Origin of the sequence: Streptacidiphilus jeojiensis (assembly GCF_042510965.1) — a bacterium.
Lineage (GTDB): Bacteria > Actinomycetota > Actinomycetes > Streptomycetales > Streptomycetaceae > Streptacidiphilus > Streptacidiphilus jeojiensis.
Genome location: NZ_JBEUKS010000006.1, coordinates 228,616 through 251,758, shown reverse-complemented (window position 1 = coordinate 251,758; position 23,143 = coordinate 228,616). Strand labels below are relative to the sequence as shown.

General features: G+C 71.9%; 17 protein-coding genes. 8 read left to right on the top strand and 9 right to left on the bottom strand.

Going from position 1 to position 23,143, the window contains the following annotated elements; genetic code table 11:
• Positions 1–107 precede the first annotated feature (107 nt).
• The gene (locus ABUW04_RS18695) at positions 108–2,171 is read left to right on the top strand and encodes a beta-galactosidase (protein ID WP_380565811.1); all 2,064 of its coding nucleotides are present in this window, start codon (positions 108–110) and stop codon (positions 2,169–2,171) included.
• 105 nt (positions 2,172–2,276) lie between these two features.
• Here ABUW04_RS18695 and ABUW04_RS18690 read toward each other — a convergent pair whose 3' ends face one another.
• From ABUW04_RS18690 to ABUW04_RS18665, 6 genes are all read right to left on the bottom strand, one after another.
• Positions 2,277–5,267 (bottom strand): glycoside hydrolase family 35 protein, encoded by a 2,991-nt coding sequence (locus ABUW04_RS18690; RefSeq protein WP_380565810.1) that lies wholly within the window; start codon positions 5,265–5,267, stop codon positions 2,277–2,279.
• Positions 5,268–5,356: 89 nt separating this feature from the next.
• The gene (locus ABUW04_RS18685) at positions 5,357–6,379 is read right to left on the bottom strand and encodes an ABC transporter ATP-binding protein (RefSeq protein ID WP_380565809.1); all 1,023 of its coding nucleotides are present in this window, start codon (positions 6,377–6,379) and stop codon (positions 5,357–5,359) included.
• A complete protein-coding gene (locus tag ABUW04_RS18680) occupies positions 6,376–7,383 on the bottom strand; it encodes an ABC transporter ATP-binding protein (RefSeq protein WP_380565808.1) in 1,008 nt (335 codons plus the stop codon). Before ABUW04_RS18680 ends, ABUW04_RS18685 begins: the two co-directional genes overlap by 4 nt.
• Positions 7,380–8,321 (bottom strand): ABC transporter permease, encoded by a 942-nt coding sequence (locus tag ABUW04_RS18675; RefSeq protein ID WP_051725076.1) that lies wholly within the window; start codon positions 8,319–8,321, stop codon positions 7,380–7,382. Before ABUW04_RS18675 ends, ABUW04_RS18680 begins: the two co-directional genes overlap by 4 nt.
• Positions 8,318–9,301 (bottom strand): ABC transporter permease, encoded by a 984-nt coding sequence (locus ABUW04_RS18670; RefSeq protein ID WP_380565807.1) that lies wholly within the window; start codon positions 9,299–9,301, stop codon positions 8,318–8,320. The genes ABUW04_RS18675 and ABUW04_RS18670 overlap by 4 nt, the downstream gene beginning before the upstream one ends.
• Positions 9,302–9,315: 14 nt before the next feature.
• The gene (locus ABUW04_RS18665) at positions 9,316–10,992 is read right to left on the bottom strand and encodes an ABC transporter substrate-binding protein (RefSeq protein ID WP_380565806.1); all 1,677 of its coding nucleotides are present in this window, start codon (positions 10,990–10,992) and stop codon (positions 9,316–9,318) included.
• Positions 10,993–11,211: 219 nt separating this feature from the next.
• Between ABUW04_RS18665 and ABUW04_RS18660 the strand changes: the two genes are divergently transcribed.
• From ABUW04_RS18660 to ABUW04_RS18630, 7 genes are all read left to right on the top strand, one after another.
• The gene (locus ABUW04_RS18660; protein WP_037594674.1) at positions 11,212–12,237 is read left to right on the top strand and encodes a LacI family DNA-binding transcriptional regulator; all 1,026 of its coding nucleotides are present in this window, start codon (positions 11,212–11,214) and stop codon (positions 12,235–12,237) included.
• Positions 12,238–12,391: 154 nt separating this feature from the next.
• A complete protein-coding gene (locus ABUW04_RS18655; protein ID WP_380565805.1) occupies positions 12,392–14,380 on the top strand; it encodes a cellulase family glycosylhydrolase in 1,989 nt (662 codons plus the stop codon).
• A gap of 51 nt (positions 14,381–14,431) precedes the next feature.
• The gene (gene recQ / locus ABUW04_RS18650) at positions 14,432–16,414 is read left to right on the top strand and encodes a DNA helicase RecQ (protein WP_380565804.1); all 1,983 of its coding nucleotides are present in this window, start codon (positions 14,432–14,434) and stop codon (positions 16,412–16,414) included.
• Complete coding sequence (locus tag ABUW04_RS18645) at positions 16,411–17,328, top strand: serine hydrolase (protein WP_380565803.1); 918 nt, start codon at positions 16,411–16,413, stop codon at positions 17,326–17,328. The genes recQ and ABUW04_RS18645 overlap by 4 nt, the downstream gene beginning before the upstream one ends.
• A 2-nt stretch (positions 17,329–17,330) precedes the next feature.
• Positions 17,331–18,002: a hypothetical protein gene (locus tag ABUW04_RS18640; RefSeq protein ID WP_380565802.1), complete on the top strand. Its 672-nt coding sequence runs from the start codon at positions 17,331–17,333 to the stop codon at positions 18,000–18,002.
• A 545-nt stretch (positions 18,003–18,547) separates the two neighbouring features.
• Positions 18,548–19,240 (top strand): helix-turn-helix transcriptional regulator, encoded by a 693-nt coding sequence (locus ABUW04_RS18635; protein ID WP_380565801.1) that lies wholly within the window; start codon positions 18,548–18,550, stop codon positions 19,238–19,240.
• Positions 19,241–19,288: 48 nt separating this feature from the next.
• On the top strand, positions 19,289–19,774 hold the full coding sequence (locus ABUW04_RS18630; protein WP_030252039.1) for a DUF3291 domain-containing protein: 486 nt from the start codon (positions 19,289–19,291) through the stop codon (positions 19,772–19,774).
• A 7-nt stretch (positions 19,775–19,781) separates the two neighbouring features.
• On the opposite strand, the gene ABUW04_RS18625 is transcribed toward ABUW04_RS18630, so the two are convergent.
• Genes ABUW04_RS18625 through ABUW04_RS18615 form a run of 3 tightly spaced genes read right to left on the bottom strand, consistent with a single transcriptional unit; the run spans position 19,782 to position 23,127 of the window.
• Positions 19,782–20,549: an ABC transporter permease gene (locus ABUW04_RS18625; RefSeq protein ID WP_380565800.1), complete on the bottom strand. Its 768-nt coding sequence runs from the start codon at positions 20,547–20,549 to the stop codon at positions 19,782–19,784.
• Positions 20,546–22,147 carry an ABC transporter permease subunit gene (locus ABUW04_RS18620; RefSeq protein WP_380565799.1) on the bottom strand — a complete coding sequence of 534 codons (1,602 nt, stop codon included), beginning with the start codon at positions 22,145–22,147 and terminating at the stop codon, positions 20,546–20,548. Before ABUW04_RS18620 ends, ABUW04_RS18625 begins: the two co-directional genes overlap by 4 nt.
• Complete coding sequence (locus ABUW04_RS18615) at positions 22,144–23,127, bottom strand: ABC transporter ATP-binding protein (protein WP_380565798.1); 984 nt, start codon at positions 23,125–23,127, stop codon at positions 22,144–22,146. The genes ABUW04_RS18620 and ABUW04_RS18615 overlap by 4 nt, the downstream gene beginning before the upstream one ends.
• Positions 23,128–23,143 lie beyond the last annotated feature (16 nt).

Here is a 23,143-nt window from a genome sequence, read left to right as displayed (position 1 = left end):
GTCGAGTGATCAACAAAATCCAACATGACACACCACTTGCCAAAGGGCGGTACGCGTCGGTTAACGTGTGCACGTTCCCAGCCCTCTCGCTTCCGCAGGAGTCCGTCATGCCCCCGAAACCCACTCGGCTCCCCACGCGACTCCTGGGGCGCGGCCTCGCGTTCGGCGGTGACTACAACCCCGAGCAGTGGCCGGAGGAGGTCTGGGCCGAGGACATGGCCCTGATGCGGGAGGCCGGGGTGAACGCCGTGAGCGTCGGCGTCTTCTCCTGGGCCCTGCTGGAGCCGTCCCCCGGCGTCTTCACCTTCGACTGGCTGGACCGGCTGCTGGCGATGCTGCACGACAACGGGATAGCCGTGGCCCTGGGCACCCCCACCGTCGTCCCGCCGGCTTGGTTCTACCAGCGCCACCCCGAGGCGCTGCCGGTCACCAAGGACGGCCAGCGACTGGCCTTCGGCGGACGCGGTGCGATCTGCCACAGCTCCCCCGCCTACCGCCAGGCCGCCGCGGGCATCACCACCGCCCTGGCCGAGCGCTACGCCGACCACCCGGCGCTGGCCCTCTGGCACGTCCACAACGAGTACGGCGCACCGGTCGCGGCCTGCTACTGCGAGCAGTCGGCCGCGGACTTCCGCCGCTGGCTGCAGCAGCGCTACCAGTCCCTGGAGCGGCTCAACGAGGCCTGGGGCACCCTGTTCTGGGGGCAGACCTACACCTCCTGGTCGCAGATCGAGCCGCCGCGGCGCACCCCCACCGCCGGCAACCCGGGCCACCAGCTCGACTTCAGGCGCTTCACCAGCGACGCCATGCTCGCCAACTTCAGCGCCGAGCGTGACATCCTGCACCGGCTGGCCCCGGACACCCCGGTCACCACCAACTTCATGACCGCGCTCAGCCAGGGCCGCAATGTCGACTACTGGGCCTGGGGCCGCGAGGTGGACCTGGTCTCCAACGACCACTACCTGGTCGCCGAGGCCGAGCGCACCCACGTCAACCTGGCCATGTCGGCGGACATCACCCGCTCGGTCGCCTCCGGCGCCCCCTGGCTGCTGCTGGAGCACTCCACCGGGGCGGTCAACTGGCAGCCCCGCAACCTCGCCAAGGGCCCCGGCGAGCTGGGCCGCAACAGCCTGGCCCATGTCGCCCGCGGCTCCGAGGGGGCGATGTTCTTCCAGTGGCGGGCCTCCCGCTACGGCGCCGAGAAGTACCACTCGACCATGCTGCCGCAGGCCGGGACCGACAGCCGGATCTGGCGCGAGGTGGTCCAGCTCGGCTCCGACCTGGGCCGGCTGGCCGAGATCCGCGGCACCCGGGTGCGTGCCGACGTCGCCGTGCTGTGGGACTGGCAGTCCTGGTGGGCCCAGGACCTGGAGTGGCGTCCCACCGAGGACCACAGCGCCGAGGAGCGCGCCGACAGCTGGTACGAGGCCCTCTACGACCAGCACCTCACCGTGGACTTCGCCCACCCCGAGGCCGACCTGACGGACTATCCGCTGGTGGTCGTCCCCGCCCTCTACCTCACCGAGACGGCGGCGGCCGAGAACCTGCGGCGCTATGTCGAGCAGGGCGGCGTCCTGGTCGTCTCCTACTTCTCCGGCATCGTCGACGGCACCGACACCGTCCACCCCGGCCCCTACCCGGGTGCGCTGCGCGACGTCCTCGGGCTGACCGTGGAGGAGTTCCTGCCGCTGCGGGCCGGCCAGGAGGTCGCTCTCGACGGCGTCGGGACCGGCACCGGGGCGGACGGCGCCCCGCTCGCCCCGCTGAGCGGCGACGTCTGGACCGAGACGGTGGTGCCGCGCGGCGCCGAGACGGTGTGGCGCTACACCGACGGCCCGGCCGCGGGCGGTCCGGCGATCACCCGGCACTCGCTGGGCGCCGGCCACGCCTGGTACGTCTCCACCCGGCTCTCCCCCGCCCAGCTGGCCCCGGTGCTCGCGCTGGCCGGCCAGGACGCCCGACTGCCCGACCGCAGTGAGCTGCTGCACGACGTCGAGGTGGTCCGCCGCAGCGGCGCGGAGGGGGACTACCTCTTCGCGATCAACCACACCGCGGCCGAGGCCAAGGTCACCCTGCCCGCCCCCGGCACCGAACTGCTCACCGGGGAACGCGCCTCGGGCTGCCTTCCGCTGCCCCCCGGATCCGTCCGCGTCGTCCGCCTGGAGGGTTGAGGGGCCGCACCAGACCCGACGACCGCGGACGCGGACCGGCCCCGAGCGATCTTCCCCGCTCGGGGCCGGTCGTTCATGCGGTTGTCGGCCGAGCATCAGTGACGGTCAGTCACCCCACCTGCCGGTGCCGCCCGTTCCCCCGTCCACCGATCCGAGCAGGGTAAGGGCGACGGTGCCGGGGCCGGACGGGGTGGTGCCGTCGGCGAGGACGGCCAGGGCCAGGGTGTTGTCGCCGTGCGGGTCCAGGATTCCGGTCGGCAGCACGAAGGTGTGCTGCGGGCCGACATCGTTGATGTACTGGCCCAGGTTCCAGCCGTTGAGGAACAGTTGGACCCGGTAGGCACGGGTCGGGTCGTCGGTCAGGGTGAGCCCCACCGAGGCGTCGAGCCCTTCCGGGATGCGCAGCCGGAAGCCGGTGCGGTACCAGGTGACGCCCTGTCCGGACGCGGTCGCCGGGAACACCGCCGGGCTCCAGCGGCGGTCGTCGAAGCGCGGCAGGTGCCAGCCGTTGCGCTCACCGTCCAGGCCACCGCTGTTGAGCGGTCCGCGCACCGGGTCGGCCGCCGTCACCGCTGCGGTGTCCGCGCCCTGGAGCCGCCACACCGGAACGGGAGCGCTCCCGCTGTTCAGCGTGAAGGCCGCCGAGACCAGTCCCCTGGCGGACTTCTGCGCGTCATTGGCCCCGCCGTCCTCGGAGCGGGCCATCGGACGGACCAGGACGGACAGCACGTGGTCGCCGTCGCCCTGCTGCGCCGACGGAAGCGGCAGCGTCGCGGTGGCGGTCCAGGTCTGCGTGGTGGCCTGGGCCAGTGTCGGCACCGGCATCCGGTGGCCGCCCAGCGGGACGCCGTCCAGCCAGGCCATCAACAGGCCCTGGGTGCCGGTCTGGTAGGAGAGTTGGAGAGCGGAGGCGTCGCTCGCCCCGGTCCAGGAGGCGCGGTACCAGACGTCCCCGTAGTGGAAGCCGTAGTCGTCGGCGAAGAGCACCGGGCCGCCGGCCGGCACCGGGGTGGAGCTGAAACTGGTGGTCCGGTCGGCGACGGTCCAGGTCGAGTCGGGGTAGCCGGGCGCCGACTCCGGGTCGCCCGCGGCGCTGCGCCAGCCGGTCAGCGCGGGCAGGGTGATCGCCGGCGGGCCGGCCAGGCTCCGCCGCGCGGCCAGGCTGCCGGAACGGGTGGCCCTGGTCGGCACGGTCTCACCGTTCCAGGTGACCCGCTCGATCCCCCGGGGTGCCCAGACCTCCAGGTCGCTGGGGGCCGTGGTGTCGCCGGTCAGGTGCAGCGCCTGACCCTCGGCGTGTGCGGTGCGCAGCAGCGCGGGGCCGCGGACCAGCGCGGTGCCGGTGGCGGTACGGGTCGGCCACAGCGTGGCGCAGGCGACGTCGTCGGCGAGCAGCAGGAGCAGCGGCACCGGGTTGCCGCCGCCGCTGACGCTCAGTCGGGTCAGGCCGGAGAGCGTGGCGGTGACGGTGAGCAGCGTGCCGGCGGGGTCGTAACTCCAGTCCGCGGCGCCCTCGATCAGGGCGACCGCGGGCTGTTCGGCGCAGGACAGCGCGAGTTGGACCGGTGCGCCCGGTCGGCCCACCAGCAGGCCGACGTCCTGGCGGCCGATCCGGCCCTGCAGCATGGGTTGCGCCGTGGTGTGGTGCAACTGCCGTGAGCCCAGGGCGATCCCGGTGCCGAACAGTCGGGCGTCCTTGGCGCTGACCTGGAGCGGCACGGTGAGTGTGCCCTCGGCGACGGCCAGGTCCAGGGTGGTGCTGATGTCGGCGGTGTGGTCGTTGCGGACCACGTAGATGTGCGCGGCGGTGTCCGGGTTGCTGAGGTGATACACCGTCAGGGCGGGGTCGGCCGCGGCGGTGTCGGCGGCCCGGTCCAGCTTGGCGAGTTCGGGGACGGCGGTGAGCAGGCTGCCGATCTGCTTCATCGGGGTGGTCTTGGCGGTCGGGTTGCGGGCCTCGTCGATGGCCGCGCCGTAGTCGTAGGAGGTGTAGACGACCGGGGCCGGCAGCCAGCCCCAGGAGGTGCCGCCGAAGGCCATGTAGACGTTGTGGATCTTGATGCCGTTGGCGAGGTTGGTGAGGTAGAAGCGCCGCTCGTAGCCGGCGTCGCGGGTCGCCCTGGCAGCCGCGTAGCCCTGCCCGGCGAACTCGGCGCCGCCCCAGCAGTCGAACCAGCCGCCGCCGAACTCGGCCATGAAACCGGGGGTGTCCGGGCTGGCGGTGGAGCCGCCCTTGCTGCCGCCGGCGCCGAAGTAGCCCCAGTCGGGCGGGGTGGACGAGGGCGAGGGGTAGCCGTCGAAGGCGTAGAGGTAGCGGCCGGTCTCGGTGCCGTCGGGGCCGCTGGTGGGGAAGGACCCCGGGGTCCAGTATCCGTTGCGGCCCTTGTCGTTGTGGAACAGCGGCACGGTGATGCCGTCGGCGCGGACCTTGGCGTAGAGGTGCGCCAGGTAGTTCTTGCCGGTGCTCCCGGAGATGTAGGAGGCGTACTCGTTCTCCAGCTGGTAGAGCAGCACCGTGCCGCCGCCGGTGGAGTACTGGCGCGGCGCGACCACCGCGTCGACCGCGCTCAGGTACTCGTCCAGATGGGCCAGGTAGGTCGCGTTGTCGGTACGCGCGGTGCCGGCGGTGGCCAGCAGCCAGCCCGGGTAGCCGCCCGCGTCGACCTCGGCGTTGATGTAGGGGCCGGGACGGACGATCACATAGAGCCCGGCCCGGGCGGCGTCGTCCAGGAAGGCCCCGAGGTCGCGCACGCCGGTGAAGTCGTACACCCCGGGGGCCGGGGAGTGGTAGTTCCAGGCGACGTAGACGCTGACGGCGTTGAAGCCGCTCGCTCTGAGCTTCTGCAGCACGTCCGGCCACAGCTGCGGGCTGGGCAGCCGGAACGGGTGGATCTCACCGGACCAGATCGGCACCCGTTCGCCGTCGACGAGCAGGGAGTACTGGTCGAAGCCGACGGTGCGGGCGACGCCGTCCGCGAGCGGTCCGGCTGCGGCGGCCTGAGCCGGCCCGGTGTCCAGGGAGAGGTTCGTTCCGATGGCCAGGCCGGCGACCGCGCCGCCACTGAGTACGGTGAAGCGCCGACGGCTGAGGTCCATAGAATCCTCCATCAGAGAACATATCTCGCCATATCAACCCACGGACAATCAAGAACCAACAAGGACCGTAGGTCTGACCTGGCCTCAGGTCAATGCTCCGGACCTTCCCTGTGCAGCCAGCACAGCGCCTGGTGCCCCGCACCGACTGCGGCGACCGGAGGCCGCTGCGCGCAGATGTCCATCACCGAGGGGCAGCGGCCGCGGAACGGACAGCCGCCCTCAGCGGTGGCCTCGCGCTGCTCTGCCGTGCGACGGGCGCGCTGGTCCAGCCGCTCCCGGCGCGCGGCCCTGGCCTGCTCCCGGGAGGCGCCGGTGCTGGGCGCCGACTCCGCCAGCAGTTTGGTGTAGGGGTGGGCCGGGTTGAGGATCACCTCGTCGCTGGGCCCGCGCTCGACCACCGTGCCCCGGTACATCACCATCACCTCGGAGGAGAAGTGCCGTGCGGTGGCCAGGTCGTGGGTGACGTAGAGCAGCGCGAGGCCGTGCCGCCGCTTCAGCTGGTCCAGCAGGTTGAGGATCTCCAGCCGGATCGAGACGTCCAGCATCGACACCGGCTCGTCGGCCAGCAGGATCCGCGGCTCGGGCGCGAGCGCACGGGCGATGGCCACCCGCTGGCGCTGGCCGCCGGACAGCTCGTGCGGACGCTTGGCGGCCATGTCCGCGGCCGGGGTGAGGTTGACCGACTCCAGCAGCTCCCGCACCGCCGCGTCCGCCGGGGCACCGCGCCGGGCCCGGCCGGTGGCGATCAGCGGCCGGCGCAGATGGTGGTCCACGGTGTGCGCCGGGTTGAGTGAGGCGAAGGGGTCCTGGAAGACCATCTGCACCTCGCGGCGGTAGGCGGCCGCCCCGGTCCTGGGCCGCCCGCCCAGCTGCACCGTCCCCGAGCTGGGGCGCTGCAGCCGGGCCAGGGCCCGGACCACGGTGGACTTGCCGCTGCCGCTCTCCCCCACCAGGGCGAGGGTCTGCCCCGCGCGCAGCCCGAAGGACAGGTGGTCGACGGCGCGCAGCGGCCTGCCGCCGCGCTGCGGGTAGTCCACGGTGAGGTCGCTGACCTCCAGCACCGGGGCCGGGGACGGGTCCACCGCCGGAGCACTCGACCGGGCGTCTGTCATGGAGTGGCTCCCTGGAGTCCGTGGAGGTGGCAGGCGGCGCTCCAGCCGGTGCCGCGGTCGAGGTCGAGCAGGGCCGGGTGCTGCCCGGCGCAGGGGGCGAAGACCTGGTCGCAGCGGGCCGCGAAGGGACAGCCGGGCAGCTGTTCGCGCAGGTCGGGCGGGGTTCCGGGGATCCCGCGCAACTCCCGGCGGGCGCCCGCCAGGTCCGGGAAGGACCGCAGCAGGCCCTGGGTGTAGGGGTGCGCCGCCGAGCCCGCCAGGCCCTCGGCCGGGGCGTACTCGACGAACTCCCCCGCGTACATCACCGCGAGCCGGTCGCTGATCTCCAGCAGCAGGCCGAGGTCGTGGGTGATGAAGACGACGCTGAAGCCGAGCTGCTCGCGCAGCCGCTCGACCTCGTCCAGGATCTCCCGCTGGACCACCACGTCCAGGGCCGTGGTCGGCTCGTCCATGATGACGATCTCCGGTTCCAGGGCCAGCGCCATGGCGATGACCACGCGCTGGCGCATGCCCCCGGAGAGTTCGTGCGGGAAGCTGCGGATCCGGGCCGGATCGATGCCGACCAGTTCCAACAGCTCCCCGGCCGTCCGACGGCGGCGCTCGGCGGTCCAGCCGGTCCGGTGCGCCCGGAAGATGTCGTCGAACTGGCGGCCGACGGTGGTGACCGGATTGAGCGCGTTCATCGCACTCTGGAACACCATGGACTGCCTGCTCCAGCGGAACGCACGGAGCTGCTCCCCCTCCAGCGCCAGCAGATCGGTCTCCACCCCGTCCCGGGAGCGGTGCAGCACCCGGCCGCCGGTGAGCCGGGCCGGCGGCTTGAGCATCCGGCTGATCGCGTACGCCAGCGTGGACTTGCCGCAGCCGCTCTCACCGGCCACGCCCAGCAGCTCACCGCGCCGCAGCTGGAAGCTGACGTCCCGGACCGCACGGGTGGGCCGCTCCCCCGCGTACTCCACACTGAGGTGCTCGACGCTCAGCACCACGTCGGCATCGGTGCTCATGCCCCGGCCCCCTTCTTCTGCAGCCGGGCCTTCTTCTGCCTGGGCTCGTGATGGACCCTCAGCCGGGGGTTGAGCAGCTCGTCCAGGCCGAAGTTGACCAGCGACAGCGCCGCGCCGACGGCGGCGATGCACACCCCGGGTGGCACGAACCACCACCAGTAGCCGCTGGACAGCGCCTCCGCGTTCTGCGCGAAATAGAGCATGTTGCCCCAGGTCAGGTCGAGCGGGTTCTCCAGCCCCAGGAAGGCCAGACCGGCCTGGGTGAGGATGGCGAACACCACCGCGAAGATGAACTGGGAGACGATGATGGCCAGTTCGTTGGGCAGGATCTCCACCAGCACGATCCGCCAGCGGCGCTCCCCGTAGACCCGGGCGGCCAGCACGTAGTCGCGGCTGCGCAGCGACAGGGTCTGCGCCCGCAGCACCCGGGCCGAGGCGGCCCAGCTGGTCAGCGCGATGATCAGCACGGTGGCCGGCATCCCGCCGCCATGGGCGTAGGCGGAGACCACGATCACCAGCGGCAGACCCGGGATCACCAGGAAGACATTGCTGAGCAGCGACAGCGCCTCGTCGGCCAGCCCGCCCAGGAATCCCCCGCCGATCCCGATCACGATCGAGACCACGGTGGCGACCAGCGCCGCCGCCACCCCGATGAACAGGGTCCCGCGGGCGCTGACGACCAGTTGGGCCAGCACGTCCTGGCCGAGCTGGGTGGTGCCGAGCCAGTGCGCGGCCGAGGGCCCCTGGTTGAGGTCGGTGCTGACCGCGTTGGGGTCGCCGACCAGGAACGGGCCGATGATCGCGGCCAGCGCGAACAGCACCAGCACGGTCAGCCCGGTGACCAGTCGGCGGGAGCGCAGCATCCGGCGCAGCCGGCCGGGGCCGGGGGCGGCGGTGGGCACCGCCGGGTCGGTGAGCAGGGCGGCGGTGGTCGTCATCGGGCCTGCCTCGTGCGCGGGTCGACGAAGCCGTAGAGCATGTCGACGATGAAGTTGGCGGCCAGCACCGCCATGGTGATCACCAGGAAGACCGCCTGCATCAGCGGGTAGTCGTTGTTGCCCACGGCGCTGAGCAGGGTGAAGCCCATCCCCGGGTAGGAGAAGACGATCTCCATCACCAGCGAGCCGCTGACGATGAACCCCAGCGAGATGGCGAACCCGGCCACGCTGGGCAGCACCGCGTTGCGGGCCGCGTACCCGATCATCACGGTGCGGGCGCGCAGCCCCTTGGCCTCGGCCGCGGCGACGTAGTCCTCGGACAGGGTGGACACCATCATGTTGCGCATGCCGAGCAGCCAGCCGCCCACCGAGCTGAGCACGATGGTGATAGCCGGCAGCAGCGCATGGCTGACGGCCGAGCCGATGAAGGCGCCGTTCCAGCCGATGAAGGTGTCCGGGCTGTAACCGCCGCTCTGCGGGAACACCTGGGTCACCTGGGTGAGCAGGTAGAGCAGCAGCAGCGCCAGCCAGAAGTAGGGGATGGCGGTGAGGAAGGTGGTGACCGGGACCAGGTTGTCCAGCCAGGTGCCGCGCTTCCAGCCGGCCAGGGTGCCCAGCGCGATCCCCAGCACCACGCTGATCAGCGTGGCCAGGCCGACCAGCAGCAGGGTCCACAGCACGCAGCTGCGCAGCACCGTGGTCACCGGGGTGGGGAAGTAGCTGATGGACAGCCCGAAGTGCAGCTGGGCGACGGAGGTCAGGTAGTCCCAGTACTGAGCCAGGATGTTGCCGTGGCCCAGCCCGAGCATCCTGGCCACCGCGTCGTGCTCGCCCGCGGGGACCGGGCCCTGCTGCTGCATCCGGGACAGGATGATCTCCACCGGGTCACCGGGGATCAGCCGCGGCAGGGCGAAGTTGAGGGTGACGGCCAACCAGGCCGCGATGGCGTAGAAACCGAGCTTCCTGAGCAGGTAGCGCATGCTGGGAGCGCTCCCTACTTGGCCGGGCTGAGGCGCATGGCGACCCAGGCGGCGTCGGGGAACAGCCAGACCGAGGCAGCCGCGTAGGAGTCGGCGGCGGTGGGGAAACCGGTGACGTTGTTGCCGTTGAACTCCTGCTCGTTCTGGGCGTCCATCAGCGGGATCACCGGCATGTCCTTCACGAACTGCTGCTCGATCGCGTAGAAGTAGGGCTTCTGGGCGTTGACGTCGGTGGTCTCGGCCAGGTGGTCCAGCGCGTCGTCGATGGCGGCGTTCTTGTAGCGGCCGTAGTTGCCGCCGGTGGTCTGCTGGCCGAGCGGCTTGGCCAGCCGGCTGTCGACGATCTGGTCGTAGTAGGCGCGCGGGTCCGGGGTGAAGCCGAAGCTGCTGAGCAGCATCTGGAAGTTGCCGGACGCCTGGTCGGCGGCCCAGGTGTTGTAGGCCTCGGAGTCGATCTGCAGGTCGATGCCGACCTTCTTCAGCTCCTGCTGGGCGAGTTGACCCAGGCTCAGGTAGTCGGTCCAGCCGGACACCATCTTCACCGTGACGGTGAGCCTCTTGCCGTTCTTGGCGTAGTAGCCGTCGGAGCCCTTGGTGTAGCCGGAGGCGGTCAGATAGCCGTCCACCTTGTCCTGGCCGGTCTCGAAGGCGGTCGGCAGCGAGGGGTCCAGCACCGAGGAGAAGTTGGGGGTGAGCAGTGCGGCCGGGTTGGTCGCGGCGGCCTGGCCGTCGTAGACGGACTGGCTCATGAACGCGCGGTCGACTCCGGCGCTGATGGCCTTGCGGACGTTGGGGTCCGCGGTGGGGCCCTGCAGCGCGTTGGGGATGAAGGCGGTCACCGCCAGCGGGTTGTTGACCAGGGTGAACTTGGGGTCCTTGGCCAGGTAGTTCTTCTTGATGTCCGGGATGAAGCCGCCGGCCCAGTCCAGCGCGCCCGACTCGATGGCGGCGTCGGCGCTGTTGTTGCCGTTGTACCCGACGTAGCGCAGGGTCGAGAACTTGGGGTAGCCGGTGAGGTAGTAGTCCTTCCGGGCGGTCAGGGTGACCAGCGTGGACGCCACCGACTTCACCGTCCAGGCGCCGGTGCCGACCGGCTTGCTGTTGAGCACAGTGGTCTTCTGCGCGTCCGGGATGGAGCCCCAGATGTGCTGCGGCAGCATCAGGGTCTTGCCGAGGATGAAGTACGCCTTGGTGTAGGCGGACTGAGTGAACGTCAGGGTCACCCCGTCGGTGCCGTCGGTGGTGACGTTCGCCAGCGGCAGGCCGTAGGCGTTCAGGGTGCTGGCGTGCATGGCGTTGGCGAAGCTGAAGGCGACGTCGGCGTTGGTGAACGGCTTCCCGTCGCTCCAGGTGACTCCGGAGCGGATCTTGATGTGCAGGGTCTTCCCGCCGTCGGCCCAGCTGTAGGAGGTGCCCAGCCAGGGCTGGATGTCGCCGGACTTGGAGGTGTTGTAGAAGAACAGCGGCTCGTAGACCATCCCGTCGGTGGCCTGCAGGGCGTTGGGCGAGAACGGGTTGAAGTTGGCCGTGTAGCTCTGGCCGGAGCCGGTCGAGACGGTGAGCACTCCGTGCTGCACCGAGGCCGACGGGCCCTTGTGCCCGCTGCTGCTGCCGCAGGCGGCGAGGGTGACGGAGAGGGCGAGGGCGCTGCAGGCGGCGAGCAGCCGGGGGCGGTCGAGGGTTCTGGGCATGGGTGTGTCCCCTTGGGTCCGAATGAGCGGGTGGGTCAGGGGGGATCGGCGGCGGTCCGCACACCGGCGACACCGGTAAAGTCTGATGTGCCGAAAAAGTAGGGTCGCCCTCAGCGCGTTGTCAATGCCCCGGTATTGATTTGCAGAAAGCCGGGTGCTGATACTGCTGAACCGGTTTTGCGATAACCCGGCATAGCCACAGCTCAACGGAGGAGCACGGTGAAGCGTCCCACCATGCAGGACATCGCCCGGCGGGCCGGGGTCACCAAGGGCGCGGTGTCCTTCGCGCTGAACGGTCGGCCCGGGGTCTCCGAGCCGACCCGCAGGCGGATCCTGGCCATCGCCGAGGAGCTGGGCTGGCAGCCCAACAGCGCCGCGGTGGCCCTGTCCGACGGCCGGGCCAACGCCTTCGGCCTGGTGGTCGACCGGCCGGCCCGCACGCTGGGCCTGGAGCCCTACTTCATGCAGCTGATCTCCGGCATCCAGGCCGAGCTGTCGGCCACCGGCACCCCGCTGCTGTTCACCGTGGCCGACGACCAGCTGGCCGAGATCGCCACCTATCGCTCCTGGTGGGGACGGCGCCGGGTGGACGGGGTGTTCCTGGTGGACCTGCGGGTGGACGACGCCAGGGTGCCGGTGCTGGAGCAGCTGGGCATGCCGACGGTGGCCATCGGCATGCCCCAGGCGGCCGGCAGCCTGCCCGCGGTGTGGACCGACGACGCCGCTGCGGCCCGCACCGCGCTGAGCCATCTGGTCGGCCTGGGCCACCGGCGGATCGCCCGGGTGGCCGGCCCTGAGCAGCTGCTGCACACCCGGATCCGCACCGAGGCCTTCGCCGCCTGCGCCTGGGAGCTGGGGGTGGAGTACCGCACGGTGGCCTCCGACTACAGCGGCGAGCAGGGCGCCGCCGCCACCCGCGAGCTGCTGCTGGGCCCGCGCCGGCCGACCGCGCTGGTCTACGACAACGATGTGATGGCGGTGTCCGGGCTGTCCGCCGCGCAGGGCCTGGGCCTGCGGGTTCCCGCCGACGTCTCCATGCTGGCCTGGGACGACTCCGCGCTGTGCGAGCTGGTGCACCCGTCGCTCACCGCGCTCAGCCGGGACATCGCCGAGCACGGCGCGCACGCCGCCCGGGTGCTGCGGCAGGCCGCCGGCGGCGCCGACTGCGGTGACCTGCGCGATCCCGACCCGGTGCTGACCCTGCGCGGCAGCACTGCGGCGCCGGCCGGCGAAGATCAAGACTGAACCGGTTTAGGGAATCTTCGTCGAAACACTGTCGAATACTGCTCCGGGGGTTGTCGCTAAACCGGTGCAGTGCTTCCCTGTCCCCACCGGGACCGCCCGTCCGCACCGGGTCCGGAACTTCCATTTGTCGCCCTTGCCCCGAGGGGATTCCCGCATGCACCGGAACTCTGCCCGCCTCACCTCCGACGGACAGCCGGACGGACCGCCGGTCACCTGGTTCGGCGTCAACTACTGGTCCCGCACCGGCGGCCCGCTGATGTGGCGGGACGGTTCCGCCGGCACCGGCTACGACGGCGAGGTGGTGGACCAGGAACTGCGCACCCTGCGGGACCACGGCCTCACCATGACCCGCTCGTTCTTCTACTGGCCCGACTTCATGCCCACCCCCGACAGCGTCGACGAGCGGCTCTGCGACCGCTTCGCCGACTTCCTGGACCGTCACCGGGCCCTGGGCATGGGCACCGTGCCCACCTTCGTGGTCGGCCACATGTCCGGCGAGAACTGGGACCCCGCCTGGCGCGGCGGACGCGACCTCTACCAGGACGTCTGGATGGTGGGCCGGCAGGCCTGGTTCGCCAAGGAGATGGTGCGCCGCTTCAAGGACCACCCGGCGGTGCTCGGCTGGCTGGTCTCCAACGAGATGCCGATCTACGGCGACCGCGCCACCGCGACCGCCGAGGCCGTCTCGGCCTGGGCGCAGATCATGGTGGACGCGGTGCGCGCGGCCGGCGGCACCCAGCCGGTCTCACTGGGCGACGGCGCCTGGGGCCTGGAGACCTCGGGCCATGACAACGGCTTCCGGGTCCGCCACAGCGCCGAGATCTGCGACTTCCTCGGCCCGCACGTCTACCGGATGGAGGACGACCCGGTCCGCCAGCACCACGCCGCCGCCTGGGTCTGCGAGCTGGCCGGCACCTTCGGCCGCCCGGTGCTGCTGGAGGAGTTCGGCGTCAGCTCGGACTTCGTCTCCGGCGCCAACGCCGCCCACTACTACCGCCAGGCCATGCACAACTCGCTGCTGGCCGGGGCCACCGGCTGGATCGCCTGGAACAACACCGACTACGACGACCTGGCCGAGCAGCCCCCGTACCGGCACCACGCCTTCGAGATGCACTTCGGCCTGACCGACCGTCATGGTGCGCCCAAGCCGCAGCTGGTGGAGATGAAGGAGTTCGCCGCGCTGCTGGAGCGGGTCGACTTCGGCCGCTGCCGGCGCGCCGACTCCGACACCGCCCTGGTGGTCACCTCCTACCTGGACACCCTCTACCCCTTCACCCGCGCCGAGGACCGCGCCTCGGCGCAGCAGATCCTCCGCCAGTCCTGGGTCGCCGCCAGGCTCGCCGACGCACCCCCGGCGCTCACCCGGGAGAGCGACGGCCTGCCCGGCACCGCCCGGCTCTACCTGGTCCCCTCCACCAAACAGCTGCTCGCCCCCACCTGGTACGAACTGGAGCAGCGGGCCCGGGACGGCGCCACCGTCTACGTCTCCTACTCCCCCGGCAGCCACGACGAGCAGCGCGGCCCCTGGTACGCCCACCTGGACCGGCTCTTCGGCGTCGAGCACCAGCTGGAGTACGGCCTGGTGAACCCGGTGGAGGATGACGAGATCCGGTTCACCCTGCACCGGCCCTTCGGCACCCTGGCCGAGGGCGCCCGGCTCAACTTCCGCGCGGCGGGCGGCCCCGACAGCCGGGTGTTCCTGCCGGTGGTCCCCACCGGGGCGGAGGTACTGGCCTCCGACGGGCGCGGCCGCCCCGCGCTGCTGCTGCGCCGGGTCGGCGCGGGAGCCGTAGTGCTCTGCACCTACCCGATCGAGCAGATGGCGGCGGCAACCCCCCGGGTCAATCCGGAGGACACCAGCGTCCTCTACGACGCGCTGGCCGCCCACGCGGGCGTCCGCCGCCCGGTGACCGTCGCCGACCCCAGGGTCGCCGTGGACCGGCTGGAGCACCGGGACGGCCGCAGCTTCGTCTGGCTGGTCAGCCAGAGCCGCGAGGAGGTGACCGTGAAACCGGTCACCTCCGAGGGCGGCACGCTGCGTACGCTCGACGGCGCGGACGTGGACCGGATCACCCTGCCGCGCTACGGGGTCCAGGTCCTGGAGTGGCGCGCCGACCGCGGGGCCGCTCCCCGAAAGGGGTGAGCTGACCGAAGCCCGCCCCGGGGGCCTCGTCCGCACCCGTAGAATCGCCGGATGAGCGCTCCGGAGACCACCGAACCCCTCCTGACCTCCGACAACCCCGCTGCGGCCGACTCGGCCGCAGCGGCGGAACCCGCTGCCTTCCCGGAACCGGCCGAGGACAGCCCGGCGCTGCGCGTGCTGCGCCGGGTCTTCGGCTACGACGCCTTCCGCGGCAGCCAGCAGGAGGTCGTCGAGCAGGTGATCGGCGGCGGGGACGCACTGGTGCTGATGCCGACCGGCGCCGGCAAGTCGCTGTGCTACCAGATCCCCGCACTGGTGCGCCCGGGCACCGGGGTGGTGATCTCGCCGCTGATCGCCCTGATGCAGGACCAGGTGGACGCCCTGCGGGCGCTCGGGGTGCGGGCCGGCTTCCTCAACTCCACCCAGGACATGGACGAACGGCGGCTGGTCGAGGCCGAGTTCGTCGCCGGGGAGCTGGACCTGCTCTACCTCGCCCCGGAACGGCTGCGGGTCGAGGCGACCGTACGGCTGCTGGAGCGCGGCTCCATCTCGCTGTTCGCGATCGACGAGGCGCACTGCGTCGCCCAGTGGGGCCACGACTTCCGGCCCGACTACCTGGCCCTGTCCTCGCTGCACGAGCACTGGCCCACGGTGCCCAGGGTCGCGCTGACCGCGACCGCCACCGAGGCCACCCACGCCGAGATCACCTCGCGGCTGGGCCTGGCCGACGCCCGGCACTTCGTCGCCAGCTTCGACCGCCCCAACATCCAGTACCGGATCGCCCCCAAGGACGAACCGAAGAAGCAGCTGCTGCAGCTGCTGCGCACCGAGCACCCCGGTGAGGCCGGCATCGTCTACTGCCTCTCCCGCTCCTCGGTGGAGAAGACCGCCGCCTGGCTGGTGGAGCACGGCGTGGAGGCACTGCCGTACCACGCCGGCCTCGACTCCCGGGTCAGGGCCGCCAACCAGTCCAGGTTCCTGCGCGAGGACGGCCTGGTGATGGTCGCCACCATCGCCTTCGGCATGGGCATCGACAAGCCCGACGTGCGCTTCGTCGCCCACCTGGACCTGCCCAAGTCGGTCGAGGGCTACTACCAGGAGACCGGCAGGGCCGGACGCGACGGGCTCCCCTCCACGGCCTGGCTGGCCTACGGGCTGCAGGACGTGGTCCAGCAGCGCAAGATGATCGACACCTCCGAGGGCGACCAGGCCCACCGCCGCCGCCTGGCCGCCCACCTCGACGCGATGCTCGCGCTGTGCGAGACCGTCGAGTGCCGCCGGGTGCGGCTGCTCGACTACTTCGGGCAGAAGAGCGAGCCCTGCGGCAACTGCGACACCTGCCTGGTCCCGCCGGAGTCCTGGGACGGCACGGTGGCCGCGCAGAAGTTCCTCTCCACCATCGTCCGGCTGCAGCGCGAACGCCACCAGAAGTTCGGCGCGACCCAGATCGCCGACATCCTGATGGGCCGCAAGACCGCCAAGGTGATCCAGTTCGACCATGACGCACTGAGCGTCTTCGGCGTCGGCGCCGAGCTGGCGGAGGCCGAATGGCGTTCGGTGGCACGGCAGTTGCTCGCCCAGCGGCTGGTCGCGGTGGAGGGCGAGTACGGCACGCTGGTGCTCACCGAGGACAGCGCCGAGGTGCTGCGCGGCAACCGCACCGTCGCGCTGCGGCGCGAGCCGGCCAAGCAGCCGCGCGCGGCCAAGGCCGCGAGGACCGCCACCGGCGGCCGCAAGGCCGCACCGGCCGACCTGCCCGCGGAGCTGCTGCCGGTCTTCGAGACCCTGCGCGCCTGGCGGGCGGCCACCGCCAAGGAGCAGGGCGTGCCGGCCTACGTGGTCTTCCACGACGCGACGCTGCGCGAGATCGCCGCCACCGCCCCGACCACCCTCGCCGAACTGGCCGCGGTCAACGGCGTCGGCGAGAACAAGCTCGCGGCGTACGGCCAGCAGATCCTCGACCTGCTGGCCGGGGGAGGCAGCGAGAGCGGTCGGGGCGCCGAGGACGAGCCCGCTCCGGAGGCGGAGGAGTGACCGCTCATCCACTGGACCCGCTCGGCACCGCCCTCAAGGAGATCTTCGCCGAGGCGGGCGCCGAGGGCTTCCTCCACGTGCGCGAGCTGGACGGGGACCGGGACGGCAGCGGGGACGGCGAGGTGGCCCTGGGCGCGGACACCCCGGTCGTACTCGCCTCGGTGTTCAAGATCGCCGTCGCCCTGGAGTACGCCCGCCAGGCCGCCGCCGGAATGCTGGACCCCACCGAGCGCCACACCGTCACCGGCGCCCACCGCAGCGGCGGCGACAGCGGTGCGGGCAGCGACGGCTGCCGGGACGACGTCGAACTCTCGCTGCGCGACGCCGCCTTCCTGATGATGAGCCTCAGCGACAACGCCGCGACCGATCTGCTGCTGGAACGCGTCGGCGCCCAGAACGTCCGCGACACCGTCGCCGGGCTGGGCTTCACCGAGTTCCGGCTGGGCAACAGCTGCCGCGAGGGCGCCGCGGAGGTCCGAGGCGACCTCGGCGCCGATCCCGACGCGCAGGGGGTGGTGGTCTCCGCGGACCGCATCCGCTCCCTCGCCTACCTGAACCCCGCGCACGGCAGGGCCAGCACCCCGCGTGAGATCACCGCCCTGCTGGCGGCGATCTGGCGCGACCAGGCCGGACCCGCCGAGGCCTGCGCCGAGGTGCGCGATCTGATGGGCCGCCAGTTCCAGTCCGGCCGCCTGGAGTCAGGCTTCCCGGAGCCCGTACGGGTGTCCGCCAAGAGCGGCACCCACTGGACCGTCCGCAACGAGGCGGGCGTGATCGAGTACCCGGAGGGCGGCCGCTACGCCGTCGCCGTCTTCCTCCGCACCCGCTCGGTGCACCAGCGCCTCCCCGCAGCCGACACCGCAATCGGCCAAGCCGCCCGCCTCGCCATCGACCACCTCCGCCGGGACCGGTGAAGATGCCGGTCGATCTCGAACTCCTCGTCGACGTCCACCGGGCACGGCTCGGACCGAAGGAGTACCGGGTGATCCGGGCCAGGCCCGAACCGTTGGCCCAGGCCGTACTGATCCAGGAGAGCTGGTACTTCGAGATCTTCGCGGACGCCCCCGCGGCCGAGGCGCTGGCGGCGGCCTGGATGCTGGCCGCCGAGTCGCGGCACTCGCTGGTCTGGCTCCCCATGCGCCCCGGCGCGCCCGTCCCCGACGGGGAGCCGGCAGGACGGCCGCTGGACCTGCTGCTGGCGCACCACTCCCAGCAGTTCCCGGCCTCCCGCTGGAAAGCGCTCCGGGCACACCTCGGCCCGGGTCGGCCCCAGCGGGTCGAGGTACCGCGCAGCACCGTCCGCCTGCCCGACCACGACGCCTACGCCCGACGGCACCACCGCGAGTACCGCGACCACCTCACCGAACACGTGGCCGCCGACACTCTGCTGCTCACCGGCAGCGACCGCGCCTTCCGCGAGGCCGCACCCCTGTTCCTGGACGTCGCCGAGAACGGCCCGACCTACACCCCACGACGCAGCGGCGACCACTACTGCGCCGAACTACGCCCCCAGGACGGCACCGTCAAGGGCGCCGCGGCCCTTCACATCGCCTACCCGCCGTCGCACGGGGAGGGCGGGGCGGCGTAGTCGGTTGTTTGCGGCAGCTGTGGGTGGCTTACATGGCGGGTTCGTTGCCGCCCTCCGCCGTCCGTGGCTTGTTGCTGTTGCTCGCTTCGCTCGCGGCGACAAGGACGGGAGGGGTGCCGGGGTCTCGCCGTTGCCGGGCGGCGGGTCGGTCGGTGGTGGGGCTGGAGAAACGATTCGCCAGGTAGGTGCCCTCTACACTTTGGGTCAATCTTCGGACATTGGGTCACTTGATCTACATGAATGCCCGGATATGTCCGACATCTCCGTACGACGAGTGACCCCATGTACGAGAAGTGACCCCAGTTCAGGCAACTCGACCCGCCGCACGCCACCCCGCACGCCCCCGCCACGGGCCTACGGCGCCCGGCCAAGCAGCCCCCTCCCTGCTGTTGGCCCGCGAGCGCAGCGAGCAACAGCAACAAGCCACGGACGGCGGAGGGCGGCAACGAACCCGCCATGTAAGCCACCCACAGCTGCCGCAAACAACCAGCTACGCCGCCCCGCCTCCCCCTAACACCAACGTCCACTCGCTATAGAGTCGACATATGAGCATCGACAACGACAACGCCGACAGCGACGACGCGGTTCTCGACACGGTTGCCGTTCTGGGTGATCCGGTGCGGCGCAAGCTGTATCGGGTGGTGGCGGCTGGGCCGGGGGCGGTGGGGCGGGATGCGGCTGCTGCGGCGGCGGGGGTGTCGCGGTCGCTGGCTGCGTTCCATCTGGACCGGCTGGTCGAGGCCGGGCTGCTCACGGTGACGTACCAGCGGCTTTCGGGGCGTAGCGGGCCGGGGGCCGGGCGGCCCGCGAAGCTGTATCAGCGGGCGCCAGGGGAAAGGGAGTTGTCGTTGCCGCCGCGCAGCTACGACTCGGTCGCCCGGCTGCTGGCGGACGTGGTCGAGCGGGCTGGGCTCGACCGGGAGCTGCAGTCGGCAGCCAGGGAGGCAGGGGCGGCCTTGGCAGCCGAGCCGGCCGTGAACCGCCGCCTCGACCCCGAGGCCGAGTTGCGGGAGCGGGGGTACGAGCCGTACTGGGACCAGGCGGTCCTCCGGCTGCACAACTGCCCCTTCCGGTCGCTGGCTGAGGAGTTCCCCGCGCTGATCTGCGGGATGAATCTGGCGCTGATCGAGGGGCTGCTGCCCGGCTGCGCCGATGGAGAGGGCTGGACGGCGACGCTGGATCCGCTGCCGGTCCCGGATGGGTGCTGCGTTGCGCTGGCTCCAAAGGGTGAGATCTAAAACCAATAGCCATTGACGATAGAAGGCGGCTCCGGCCATGCTGTCCCCATGGCTGACTTCCACCTCGCCCAGGTCAATGTCGGACGCATCCTCGCCCCACTCGACGGCCCGGTCCTCGCCGACTTCGTCGCCCAACTCCCCGAGATCAACGCCCTGGCCGACGGGTCGCCGGGCTTCGTCTGGCGCCTGGTCGACGACGACGGCGCGGATTCAACCAGCGTGCGCCCCGACGACCGTGACGACATGTTGCTGATCAACCTCTCGGTCTGGGAGTCGGTGCAGGCGCTGAAGGACTTCACCTACCGCAGCGACCACCTGAAGGTGCTCAGCCGCCGCCGCGAGTGGTTCGAGCGACTGGCCGAGCACCACCTGGCGCTGTGGTGGGTTCCGGCGGGCCACCGCCCCACCGTCGCCGAGGCGGTGCAACGCGTCGCCCTCCTGCGCGAGCACGGCGAGGGCCCCGAGGCGTTCACCTTCCGCAGCCCGCACCCGGCACCGGATGCAACTCCCACTCCGGCGCCGGCCACCCCCTGACGCCCCGTCAAGCGTCGCGCAGCCGCAGCAGCAGCCCGCCGGTGAGCAGCCATCCGGCTGCCCAAGCGGCGAGCACCCCCAGTCCCGCCCAGGGCCCGATCGGCAGGCTGCGCAGTCCCGTTGTCGCCTGGACCGCGAGTCCGGCCGTCATCGGGGCGATCTGCTGCAGATGGCGCTGCCAGTGCGGGTCGCTCACCACCGACGCGACGATCGGGAAGAGGAAGAGCAGCGCCAGAACCACCCCCACGGCCGCGGCCGAGTCCCGGACGGCGGTGGCGACGCCCAGGCTGAGCAGTGCGATCAGCGCCAGGTACAGCACCGACCCGACGGCGGCCCGCAGTACCGCGCCGTCGCTCGGCGACAGCGGCGGATACCCGTGTGCGGCGGTGAAGCCGTGGCCGGGGAGGATCAGCGCCCCGGCCAGCAGGCTGCCCAGGACGGCGACGACGCCCGCGGCCGCCGCCGCGCCGGCGACCAGGGTCGCCTTCGCGGCCAGCACGGTCCAGCGGCGCGGTATCGCCCCCAGCGTGGTGCGGATCATGCCGGTGCTGTACTCGCCGCCCATCACCAGCACGGACAGCGACGCGACCGCGATCTGGCCCAGGTAGATGCCGGTGAGGGCGAGCTTCGCCGGGTCGGAGGCGCTCGACGTGCTCGACGCCGCCGCCACCCCCGTGCTCAGCCCGACGGTCAGCACCACCGCGCCGATCAGCAGGGCTGCCGTGCCCGGCTGGGTCCGCAGCTTGGTCCACTCGGCGTGCAGGGCGAGCCTCATACGTCCCTCCTGCGCAGCAGGTACCCGGCGACCGCCAGGGCGACGGCGGCCCAGCCGCACATCACCGCGAACCCGGCCCACGGAGACAGCGGGAAGAAGCCGTTGGTCGGCGTGTAGACGCCGGCGACCTGGCTGAACGCCTTCAGGCTCTGCTGGATGGCGAAGCCCGCCGCCGGGGTGAGCCGCAGCAGCCACTCCGACGGGCCGGCCGGGAGCACCGATGCGGTCGCCAGGATGTACGGCAGTACGATCACCGCGATGACGACGGTGACCGCCCCGGCGCCGCGCCGCAGGATCGTGCCGACGGCCAGCGCGAGGACGGCGGCGACGGCGAGCAGCGCCCCCGTACCGACCACCAGGCGTACTTCGGTGAGCAGGCCGATGGGATAGAGCGCGTTGCCGTTGGCCTTCAGGATGTGCATGCACAACGGAAGGGCCACCGCCGCGGCCACCACTCCGGTGACGAAGGAGACGGCGGCTGCCACGACGGCCTTGGCCGCCAGCACCCGGCCGCGCCCCTGGCTCGCGGTGAGGGTGGTGCGGATCAGCCCGCGCCGGTACTCGGCGGTGATGAACAGCGTCCCCAGCACGATCACCACGACCAGCCCGGCGAAGGTGCCGACCAGGCTGCGTTCGACGGCCTGGCCGTCACCCAGCGGACCACCCACGGACGGGGCGATGTCGCCGGACCCGCGGATGCTGAACGCACCCGTGGCCTGGTCCTGCTGGAAGCCCTCGGACGTCGGCGAGCCGTTCCCGCCCGTCGCACCCGACCCGGCGGCACCGGGGCCGCCGGAACCGACGACGGGGCCGCCCTGGGCTCCGCCGACCTCGTCCCCCTTCCACACCGCGCCGGACGTCCCGCCCTGCAGGCCGACCTGGTCGAAGGTGGCCGTCGCAAGGGTGGGACCGCCGGTGGTGCTGCTACTGCCGAAGCTGCTGGACGTCGTCTGCACCGCGTCCGGCGAGGTCGCGAACATCCCGATCTGAACTGTGGACGGCAGCCCGGCCAGGTGTGCGGTGCCGATCAGGGTCCAGTTGCTGCCGTCGCTGGAGTCGTAGCCCGTGACCGTGTCACCGGAGCGGGTCAGCCGCAGCCAGCGCGGCGAACCCGCGGAGACCGCGCCGGACAGCCCGGCCGTGTCGTGGGTGAAGTCGTACTGCATCCGTACCCCGTGGCCGGCTGTGGCCAGCACCGCCGCGTAGGCCGAACCCTGGCCGGTACCGTTCTTGACGATGACTCCGGCCTTGGACCAGGGCTCCTTGCCGGCCAGCCCGGTGATCCTGGCGGTGATGCTGCCGTCACCGGCCAGTGACTGGTGCACGAAGTAGAAACGGTCGGTCACCATCCCGCCCTCGGGGCCGACCGGCACCGAGGGGCAGGTGATCGAGCCGTTCGGTCCACCGCAACTGCGGTGGCTGCCCAGCGCGCTGAGCACCCCGACCCCGACCAGCGCCAGCGCGGCGACGACCAGGCCGACCATCCAGCCGCGCACGGTACGGAACTTGGTCCACTCGGCCCGCAGCAGCTGCGGGAACCCCGCCCGGGCTGCCTGCGCCTGGGCCTGCGAGCGGTACGGCGTGATCGTGGCACTCATCGCGCCACCTCCTCGGCCGAGGCACCAGCGCCGGCACCAGCACCAGCACCGCCGCCATCGCCGTCGCTGCTCGCGCCGCGGAACTCCACCGCGTCCCTGGTCAGTTCCATGTAGGCCTCCTCCAGCGTCGCCCGGTGCGCGGACACCTCCGAGAACGGCACCCCGTCCGCCGACAGCAGCTCGACGATGCGCTCCGCCGCCAGCCCCGACACGGTGAGTGTGTCCCGGTCGGTGGCCGCGACCGTCGCGCCGGCCCGTGCCAGCAGGGTCATCGCCGTCGAACGCTCCGAGGTGCGCAGGGTGACCCGGTCCCCGGACGCGGCCGCGACCAACTCGCGGACGCTGGTGTCGGCGATGACCCGGCCGCGCCCCAGCACCAGCAAGTGGTGTGCGGTGTCCTGCAGTTCGCTCATCAGATGGCTGGAGACCAGCACCGCCCGTCCCTGCGCGGCCAGCGAGCCCAGCAGCCCGCGCATCCAGACGATCCCCTCCGGGTCCAGCCCGTTGAAGGGCTCGTCCAGCATCAGCACCGGGGGGTCGCCGAGCATCGCGGCGGCGATCCCGAGCCGCTGCCGCATACCGAGGGAGTAGCCCCCGGCGCGGCGGCGGGCCGCCGACTCCAGGCCGGCCAGCCGGACCACCTCGTCGACCCGCTTGCCGCCCAGGCCCTGGGAGTGCGCGAGCCACAGCAGGTGGTTGCGGGCGGTCCGGCTGGGCTGCAGCGCGGCGGCGTCCAGCAGCGCACCGACATGGCTCAGCGGACGCTTCAGGGCCCGGTACTGCTGCCCACCGATGAGAGCGGTGCCCGCGTCCGGGGCGTCCAGGCCGAGGATCACCCGCATCGTGGTGGACTTCCCCGCACCGTTGGGACCTACGAAGCCGGTGACCTGCCCCGGCGTAACCGTGAATGTCAGGCCGTCGAGAGCCTGCGTCGGCCCGAAGCGCTTGCGCAGGCCGGATACCGCGATGGTTGCTTCCATGGCAGAAATCATGGCG